The 8,667-nt window shown below is 64.8% G+C and carries 8 protein-coding genes; 4 read left to right on the top strand and 4 right to left on the bottom strand.

Annotation, left to right across the window (positions count from 1 at the left end; translation table 11 throughout):
- Positions 1-260: 260 nt before the first annotated feature.
- Both GPX89_RS37070 and GPX89_RS37065 read left to right on the top strand, forming a co-directional pair.
- Positions 261-851 (top strand): hypothetical protein, encoded by a 591-nt coding sequence (locus GPX89_RS37070; protein ID WP_157392380.1) that lies wholly within the window; start codon positions 261-263, stop codon positions 849-851.
- A 531-nt stretch (positions 852-1,382) separates the two neighbouring features.
- On the top strand, positions 1,383-2,513 hold the full coding sequence (locus GPX89_RS37065; protein WP_157392379.1) for an IS110 family RNA-guided transposase: 1,131 nt from the start codon (positions 1,383-1,385) through the stop codon (positions 2,511-2,513).
- A 164-nt stretch (positions 2,514-2,677) separates the two neighbouring features.
- Here the strand turns inward: GPX89_RS37065 and GPX89_RS37060 are convergent, their stop codons facing one another.
- From GPX89_RS37060 to GPX89_RS37050, 3 genes are all read right to left on the bottom strand, one after another.
- Complete coding sequence (locus tag GPX89_RS37060) at positions 2,678-3,304, bottom strand: SMI1/KNR4 family protein (RefSeq protein WP_157392378.1); 627 nt, start codon at positions 3,302-3,304, stop codon at positions 2,678-2,680.
- 126 nt (positions 3,305-3,430) lie between these two features.
- Positions 3,431-3,853 carry a hypothetical protein gene (locus GPX89_RS37055; protein ID WP_157392377.1) on the bottom strand — a complete coding sequence of 141 codons (423 nt, stop codon included), beginning with the start codon at positions 3,851-3,853 and terminating at the stop codon, positions 3,431-3,433.
- A gap of 94 nt (positions 3,854-3,947) precedes the next feature.
- Positions 3,948-4,475 (bottom strand): hypothetical protein, encoded by a 528-nt coding sequence (locus tag GPX89_RS37050; RefSeq protein ID WP_157392376.1) that lies wholly within the window; start codon positions 4,473-4,475, stop codon positions 3,948-3,950.
- 278 nt (positions 4,476-4,753) lie between these two features.
- Between GPX89_RS37050 and GPX89_RS37045 the strand changes: the two genes are divergently transcribed.
- Positions 4,754-5,941: an epoxide hydrolase family protein gene (locus GPX89_RS37045; protein ID WP_157392375.1), complete on the top strand. Its 1,188-nt coding sequence runs from the start codon at positions 4,754-4,756 to the stop codon at positions 5,939-5,941.
- A 192-nt stretch (positions 5,942-6,133) separates the two neighbouring features.
- Here the strand turns inward: GPX89_RS37045 and GPX89_RS37040 are convergent, their stop codons facing one another.
- On the bottom strand, positions 6,134-6,988 hold the full coding sequence (locus tag GPX89_RS37040) for a fumarylacetoacetate hydrolase family protein (protein ID WP_328602729.1): 855 nt from the start codon (positions 6,986-6,988) through the stop codon (positions 6,134-6,136).
- A 306-nt stretch (positions 6,989-7,294) separates the two neighbouring features.
- On the opposite strand from GPX89_RS37040, the gene GPX89_RS37035 reads away from it, so the two are divergent.
- Positions 7,295-8,647 (top strand): MFS transporter, encoded by a 1,353-nt coding sequence (locus tag GPX89_RS37035; protein ID WP_157392374.1) that lies wholly within the window; start codon positions 7,295-7,297, stop codon positions 8,645-8,647.
- The last annotated feature ends 20 nt before the right edge of the window (positions 8,648-8,667 follow it).

Here is an 8,667-nt window from a genome sequence, read left to right as displayed (position 1 = left end):
AGAAACGGTGGATCACCCGCTGGAAATCGGCGTTGAACGCCTTCGACATCACCTTCGACGGCCGACTCACCGCCGCACGGAAATGACTCAATCAACCCGAGTTACACCGTTATCTGGACAGACCCAAACCAGCCGCAGCCTGCGAAGTACGGATCACCACCGGGACCGCCGGTGGATGCTGCACGTGCCCCGGGCACCGACGATCAGATGAGGCCATTAGGCCCTTTGCGATCACGCCGTGCACGAGGAGGCTCGTAACGGTGCATATTGACGGAGACGGAACGACGACCGAGGCCGGAACTGGTCTCCGGATCGCGGTAGGGGTGGCGGCCATCGGGTTCACCGCGATCTACTTTGTCTCCGATCTGATCGAGGTTGGCCAGGGAGACTTCTCGACATTTCGTCTGGTGCTGACCTATATCGGTGAAGCGGGCATTCCGTTTTTCCTGCTCGGGCTCTACGCGGTCCAGCGCGGGCGGATCGGCGTGGTCGGGTTCTTCGGCGCGCTGGCTTATGCCTACGCGTATGTGTTCTTCACCAGCACCGTGGTCTACGCGCTGATAGCCCGCACTCGAAACTGGGCAGCCCTGACCGAAGCGTTCGGCGTGTGGATGACCATCCACGGCGCGATCCTGGTCCTGGGCGGGCTCTGTTTCGGTTGGGGTGTGATGCGGGCGCAGGTGCTACCCCGTTGGACGGGTGCGTGCCTGATGATTGGTGTCGTGCTCGTCGCGGCCGCGTCCGGGCAATCCAACATCGTGCGGACCGCCGCGGCCGCGGTTCCAGCGCTCGCCTTCACCGGTATGGGCGTTGCCGCACTGCGCGCGCTGGTGACGCCGACCCCTGGCTGAAATGAGTTCAGCCCGTTGATCTTCGGCCGCCCCGCCTTGGCCGGCTTCTCTCAGCTCGGTACACAACTGGTGAGCCATGAGCGGATGCTCGCGTGAGCGGATCAGTGGCAAGATCATCCGGCCTGAACCCGCACTATTGCAGCAGAATTCACTTCTCAACGCCGTACGGCGTTGAGAAGTGCGGGATTAGGACAGTTATCCGGATCTCGGCAGTGCGGATGTGCGGGGATGCACGGATCGATACAGCCAGTTGATCTTCCGACGCCCCGCGCCGGCCGGTTCGGTCAGCGCGCATCGCGGCTAGTAAGACACTGGTGTCAGGATCGGATCCCGGCCAGGATCAGGTCCAGGTGCCCGGTGGGATGCTCCTCTTATGCGGCTGCCCACCGTCTGGATTGGTGTGGCTCTCTTTTGGCTTGCCTCCCACCGGTCACCGTGCAGGGAGTGGCTGAAGAGGGGTTTGCCCCATGCTCGTACTAGCGGTGCCCTCCCGCACGGACACCAACGAAGTCAGTGAGTACGGGAGGGATGATGAGGGTCATCATCGAGATGGATCCGCACAAACGCTCGGCCACCATCGAAGCCGTCGACCCGACCGGGCGCGTTCTGGTCACCGGCAGATACACCACCGACAATGCGGGCTTTGCGGAAATGCTCACCGTCGGAAGGCGATTCACCGATCGAGTATGGGCCGTCGAGGGATGCAACGGCATCGGACGCCACCTCGCGCACCGGCTGGTCCACGACGGCGAGACGGTGATCGACGTCCCGACGAAACTGTCGGCGCAGGTCCGGGTGTTCGCCACCGGCAACGGCCGCAAGACCGACCCGGTCGATGCCCATTCGGTCGCGCTGGCCGCCCTGCACGCGCCGGGATTGCGGCGGGTCGAAGCCGATCGGGACCTGGTGGCCCTGGGCATGCTCGCCGACCGCCGCGACGAACTCGGCCGCGCTCACACCGCGATCCTGTGCCGGATTCACCGGCTGCTGCTCGAACTGATTCCCGGTGGCGCCAAGGTGTTCCTCACCGCTCGACAGGCCCGCGCGTTGATCGCCGAGGTCGCCCCGCACGATGCCGCGTCGCGGGTCCGGCGGCGGCTGGTCGAGGAAATGATCGAAGAATTGGAGACCATCGACCGCAAAACCCGCGCCGCGGACAAAGAACTGCGACAACTCGTCCTCGACCGCGGGTCCACCCTGATGGACCTGCACGGCATCGGACCATCCTCAGCGGCAAGGCTTTTGGCCGACACCGGCGACATCCACCGATTCCGTGACCGGGACCGGTTCGCGTCCTGGAACGGCACCGCACCCCTGGACGCCTCCTCGGGCGAGCAGCAACGCCACCGCCTCTCCCGCGCCGGCAACCGAAAAATCAACCGGGTTCTGCACATCATGGCCATCGTTCAACTACGAAACCCCACACCCGGACGCGTCTACTACGACCTGCGCAAGACCGGCGGCAAGACCTCCATGGAAGCCCTGCGCGCACTCAAACGCCGACTCTCCAACGTCATCTACACACGGATGCTCGCCGACCAGCGACGCCGTGAATTAACAGGCCCGGGAGGGCAATCGGGAACGACTCCTGACTCCAGCGCGACCGGCTCCAACCCGCACACCGATCCTTCGGACAAGCCACATCCCGGACCCGTGTTCTAGGCTAACCCCAACCCCACTCCGCGGGGTTGACATAGAGGGGAGCCAGTGCAGGACGTTCGGTCGACCTCAGACCGACACCCCCACTTGATCTTCCGCCCCGCTGTGCTGGCCGGTTCGGTCAGCGCCGTCCGCGGCAATGTGGTGCGTTGGCGCCGGTTTGCCTTTCACCGAGAATCGAGTGGGCGGTCGCTAGAGTTGCGGGCGGGGTGCACTTGTCGCCCACCGCCAGGGTGCAGGGTGAGGTAGTAGCCGCCTTGCGCCCGGGTGCTGCGGGCGTTGTGCTCCATCAGTTGCAGATGCGCGTCGACGTAGTGTGCGAACGTGATCGCCACCTGAGTGTCCTCGTTCGGCTTCCCGTCGGTCCACCGCATGACCGGAGTGTCGAACCCTCCGACCGCACGCACATAGTCGAACATGTAGCCCTGGTGTGTGAGAACGATGGCCGCATCCGTCGGCAGCCTCCACCCAGCACCGACCTCGTCGACGATCTCGCGGGCGTCGGCGCGCAGCCGGTCGAAGCCGCGTATGCCTGCTCGGTCGCTGCCACGGAACAGGCCACCGCACTCCTCACCCATCTGCAACAGGTACTGGCGAAACACCGCGGGGAACCGTCCACCGATCTGCGCCTCTACTGCCTCGATTTCCGCGTCGCTACAACCGTTGAAGGCGGTTAGCCGGGCACGATGCTCGTCGATCAACTCCTGTGGCGTGTCCACGAACACGTACTCCGGGCAGTCCGCAAGCGTGACCAGCCGCGACTTCCATGCCTCGACAGTCGCTTCGGCGGCCACATGTGGATCCATGGACCCGATCGTGGCACACACTCAGGCCGAATCGGTCAGAGCGGCATAGCGGCATTATCGTGCGGTGTCCGTGCTGGAGGTCGCGCGTGCTGACAAAGCCCCAGATTCGGATCGTCACTCTTCGTCCGGTCCGACCTGTGGGCTGACGGCCTTCCCGATCTCGGGTTCGGAGCGCGCGGGCTCAATTTGAGTGTCGAATGAGCAGCCGCAGAACCAGTGTTCGATCTCGTCGACTTCGGACCAGCCCGTGGGTTCGGCCATACGTATCCGGTCGCGCGTGACCAGCACCTTGGTAATCCCACCGCACTCGTGGAACAGGATCAGCTCGACATGGTGTCTCCATGACGCAGTTTCGTTCAACACCCGCTGCAGGTCGAGAAAGAGCGGATCGTCCTTGGAGCCATAGAACTTTCGCTCAAAGCGACTCGCGATCGGTAGGCGAGACGATCCGTCCACGCCGTTGCCGAAGTGCAGCTCGGGATGGGCCTCGACGAACCACGTCGGCAACGCGTACGGCAGATCCTCAGAGATCACCACAGTTCTAAAACCCACACTGCCCCTCGTATCGTCTCGTTCATGCGCAGTGTCCCCAACAGAGTTTGGGTCCATCTTGCAACTACTTAGCCCTCAACTACGCCGATCCGGGCCAGTGTCCCCGCGCCGGACGACCTGCCTCTACCCACTCGCGGTGAGCCTCGACGGCATAGCCGAAGATCTTGGAGAGCTGATCGCCCGTGCGACGCAGCAGGGCGATTCCGAGCATGTCGGCGGGGTCGTAGAAGCGGGCCCGGTACTCGGCGTCGATGACCGAGCGCATCCCCCGCGTCGGCGGATGCGGCGGTAGGGCGACCCAGTTCCCCTCGACTTCCCGGCGGAACGTTTCACCGATGAAGTAGCAGAACCGCATCGCCATCGGGAACTCATCGCCGGTGAACGCCTGCTGCTCGGAACTCCACCGGCGCAGCGCATCCTCTTCGACGATGGCGAGCCCATCCCGGGACCATAGCGCGTCCAGGTTGTTCAGCTCTGGCACATCGGTGACGATGAACTCGATCTCCAACGCAGCTTCCTGCATCCGCAGCCAGGCTCGGAAACGCTCGTCGTGTTGGAGCCGCCGGAACTCTTCGGTCTGCCGAATCGGCTTGGCCCCTGCGCTCATCGTCGGATCCTTTCCGGCGCACTTCCCGTTGGTCGGACTTGCGTGACTTTGCTCGACGCGGAGCCTATGAGGGGCTTCGGGCAGCGCATACGTTGACACGCTCATCGGCAATGCCGTGCATTCGGAGGGCCCAGATGACCTCGGTCGGTACCTGCTGCTTCCACCGCACGGCCGAAAGCGTTCTGTGACGTTTGTCGTCAACTCGTTAGCGAAGCGAAATTCGGGTATCCCAGCAGGATTGGTCACCTCGGGTGGTTCCGCGACAATCAGGAGGTCTCATGTCCGCACTCGGCCACGTCGACGTTCAAGCATTCGAAGCCCACGCGACCGACGCCGAACTCGACGATCTGCGCACGCGATTGGCCACGGCGCGATTACCGGAGACCGAGACGGTCCATCGTGCCGAGCCCGGTCCTCGCCGATGGGAGCAGGGCGTTCCGCTCGCCGATCTCGTCGATCTCGTGAACTATTGGCGCACCCGGTACAACTGGCGATCGTTCGAAGAGCGCCTCAACCAGATCGGCCAGTTCCGCACGACCATCGATGGCCTGGGCATTCACTTCCTGCACCGAAGGTCCACGCGCGCGGACGCCACTCCCCTGATCGTGACGCACGGTTGGCCGGGCAGCATTGCCGAATTCGTCGATGTTGTAGACGAACTGGCGGATCCGAAAGATGCGGGCGCACCGGCGTTCCATGTCGTGATTCCGTCGCTGCCAGGCTTCGGCTACAGCGAGAAGCCGGCGATCACCGGGTGGGGAATCGGAAAGATCGCGACCGCCTGGGTGGAACTGATGGACAGGCTCGGTTACACCGAGTTCGTAGCGCACGGCGGTGACTGGGGAGGGGTGATCACAACGGTCCTCGGCGCCAGGTTTCCGGAGCATGTTCTCGGTATCCACACGCTCACCCCACAGGCACCGCCCGGATTGACAACGGACGGGCTATCGGCGGCCGATCGCACCTGGGTCGAGGCAACCCGGGATTTCTGGGAGGGGCCCCGGGCGGCGTTCGCGAAGCTTCAGGCGGCCCGACCGCAGACCATCGGATACTCACTCGTCGACTCTCCGGTCGGGCTTCTCGCCTGGATCCTCGACAAGTTCGCCGAGTGGACCGACACCGAAGACAGCCCATTCGAGACTGTCTCCGTGGATCGCGTTCTCGACAACGTGACCCTGTACTGGTTGACACGGACCGGCGCATCGTCGGCCCGCATCTACTCCGAAAGCCACGGCGGCATCAACGCGTTCGACCCTGACCTTCGGGTCGACGTCCCGTCGGCGCTCAGCATGTATCCCCACGACATCGAGAAGTGCCCACGCCCGTGGGCAGAGGAACGATTCCGTCAGATCGTCCGATGGCACGCGCCCGAAACCGGCGGCCATTTCCCGTCGCTGGAGGTTCCCGAACAGTTCGTCAAGGACTTGCAAGACGGTCTCGCCGCAGTGCTGGCCGTCAACCGGTGACCACAGCAGGGCCTGCGACGTGCGCCACTCGGCAGTTCAGTGCGTTCGCGGACGTCAGATCGCCACGGCCACTTGATCTTCTGCCCCGCGACGCCGTCCGATTCGGACAGCGTGCAACCCGGACCCGACACACAGGCTAGCCCCAGAACCCCACTCCGTATTTGGCCCGAAGCGGAGCGCCTTTCGGGATCGCTACCCACGCACGCCGGTGGCCAAGGTCTGCTGGCGCCCCAAGCCGGCGACCTCCGCGACGACGACATCCCCGTCGCGCAGATACGGTTTCGGTTCCAGCCTGCCGGCCGCGACGCCCCCGGGCGTTCCGGTCAGCACCAGATCGCCCGGTTCCATCGTCATCAGCGAGCTCAGGTACACCAGCAGCTCACCGACCCCGGCGACCATGTTCCGGGTCGTACTCGACTGCCGCCGTTCGCCGTTGACCCACAGCTGCAGGCTCAGCGACTGCGGTTCGGCGACCTCGTCCGGCGTCACCAGCCACGGACCGATCGGTGTGAAGGTGTCGTAGGACTTCCCCTTCGCCCAGGTCGGTTCCCCCGCGTTACGACTGCGCTCGGTGATGTCGTTGGCGGTGACATACCCTCCGACCGCCCCCAGCGCGGCGACGGGATCGGCGCAATCGCGCAGCCGCTGCCCGATCACCACGCCCAGTTCCACCTCGTGATCGGTGGCCTCGCTGCCGCGCGGTAGTTCGATGGGGTCGTACGGTCCGTTGATCGTGGTGCCCGGCTTGAGGAACACCACCGGTCGCTCGGGAATGGCCGCGCCGATGTCGGCGGCGTGGTCGGTGTAGTTGAGCCCGATTCCGATCACCTTGCCGGGCCGGGCAATCGGAGCGCCGATCCGGTCGGCATCCAGCTCGGGCAGGGTGCCCGAGGCCAGTGCGCTCTGGACGGTTTGCAGCGCGACCGGGTCGCCGAGCAGCTGCCCGTCGATGTCGCCGGTAACGGACGACAGGTCGCGCAGCACGCTCTGATCATCGATGGCCGCGGGCTTTTCGAAACCCTTGGCCCCTACCCGCAGCAGCTTCACGACTGGACTCCCGGATGGATCGACGGCGCCGTGAACTGTGGCGAGCGGTTCACGGCGTTTTTCAGCGAGTGAGTAATGGAGAACCCTCCAGTCGTTTCCGCAGAGCCGCGATCAGCGCTTCTGCCCACTTCTCCCAGCAGCATTCCGATAGGATCCCACATTGGGATCCCAAAGTCTTGACTGCGGCCTGACGTGCACTTACGATCCTGGAATCCCACTGCGGGATCCCAAGATATTCTCTACTTGCCTCCCAGGACGGCCGCGCACGAGCCGGACGGACCTTTCCCCATGTTGAAGGAGGAGCTGATGTCCCTTCAAGAGGAGACCTCGGGCAAAGGCACTGCTGCCAATGCCCTACCACCGCACACCGTGGACATCGCCCCGGTCGCGCGGACGAACGTCCGGTGGAAGCTGTTCGTCCTGCTGCTGTTTCTCGTGGCCATCAACTATGTCGACCGGGGTTCGATCTCGGTCGCGCTCCCCCTCATCCAGAAGGACTTCGGGCTCTCGCATACTCTCGTGGGCCTTCTGCTCTCAGCGTTCTTCTGGTCCTATGCCGCCATGCAGGTGCCGGTCGGCTTACTGATCGACCGCTTCGGCCCGCGCAAGGTCATCACGGCCTCGTGTGTCGGATGGGGTGCCGCGACCGCGGCCTCGGGGTTGGCCGGCGGGTTCGTCAGCATGTTCATCGCACGCATGGGCATCGGCGTCACCGAGGCCGGCGTGATGCCCGCGGGCGGGAAGCTCAATGCGATATGGATGCATTCCAAGGAACGTGGCCGTGGGGCAACGATTCTCGACGCCGGTGCTCCGCTCGGCGCGGGCGTCGGCGGCATCCTCGTGACGGGACTGATCGCGGCATTCGGCGGCTGGCGGATGGCGTTCATCATCGCCGGCGTCGTGACGGCGCTGCTCGGGGCGCTGGTGTGGTGGTACGTGCGGGACAACCCGCGTCAGCACCCGGGAGTCAACGAGGCCGAGGCCGCGTATATCGAGGCGTCGCACCGGGCCGAGGACGAGGCGGCGCTCGCCGAGGGCGGCACGACCCGCCGTGGCCTGTTGCCGTATCTGAAGTTCCGCTCGTTCTGGGCGATGTGCCTGGGCTGGCTCGGCTTCAACGGCGTGTTCTACGGCCTGCTCACCTGGGGGCCGCTGTATCTGTCGGAGGCCAAGGGCTTCAAGCTCGCCTCGATCGGCTGGTCGACGTTCGTGATCTTCGGTGCGGGCTTCGTCGGGGAGATCCTCGGCGGCCTGCTCGCCGACCGGCTCCGCGTCAAGGGATTCCACACCAATGTCGTCATGCGCTCGTTGCTGGGTGTCTCGAGCCTGTTCGTCGTCATGGGCCTGGTAGGCGTGACGATCGTGAGCAAGCCCATCGCCGCGGTGGCGCTGCTGTCGTTGGTGCTGTTCTTCCTGCGCTGGGTGGGACTGTTCTGGTCTGTTCCGGCAACCCTCGGCGGCCGTACGAACGCCGGAGTCCTGGGCGGCGCGATGAACCTGGCCGGCAATATCTCGGGCTTCGTGACGCCGATCGCCGTCGGATTCATCGTGGGAGCGACGGGCGGCTACACGGGCGCGCTGCTGTACTTCGTGGGTGCTGCGATCCTCATGGGCGGCAGCGTCCTCACTCTCGATTACAGCAGGCGGCTGCCGGTGTAACCCGGTGTGCTCGAATGGAA

Origin of the sequence: Nocardia terrae (genome assembly GCF_009760405.1) — a bacterium.
In the GTDB taxonomy this organism is placed as follows: Bacteria; Actinomycetota; Actinomycetes; order Mycobacteriales; family Mycobacteriaceae; genus Nocardia; species Nocardia terrae.
This window is presented reverse-complemented; position numbering and strand designations above follow the sequence as displayed.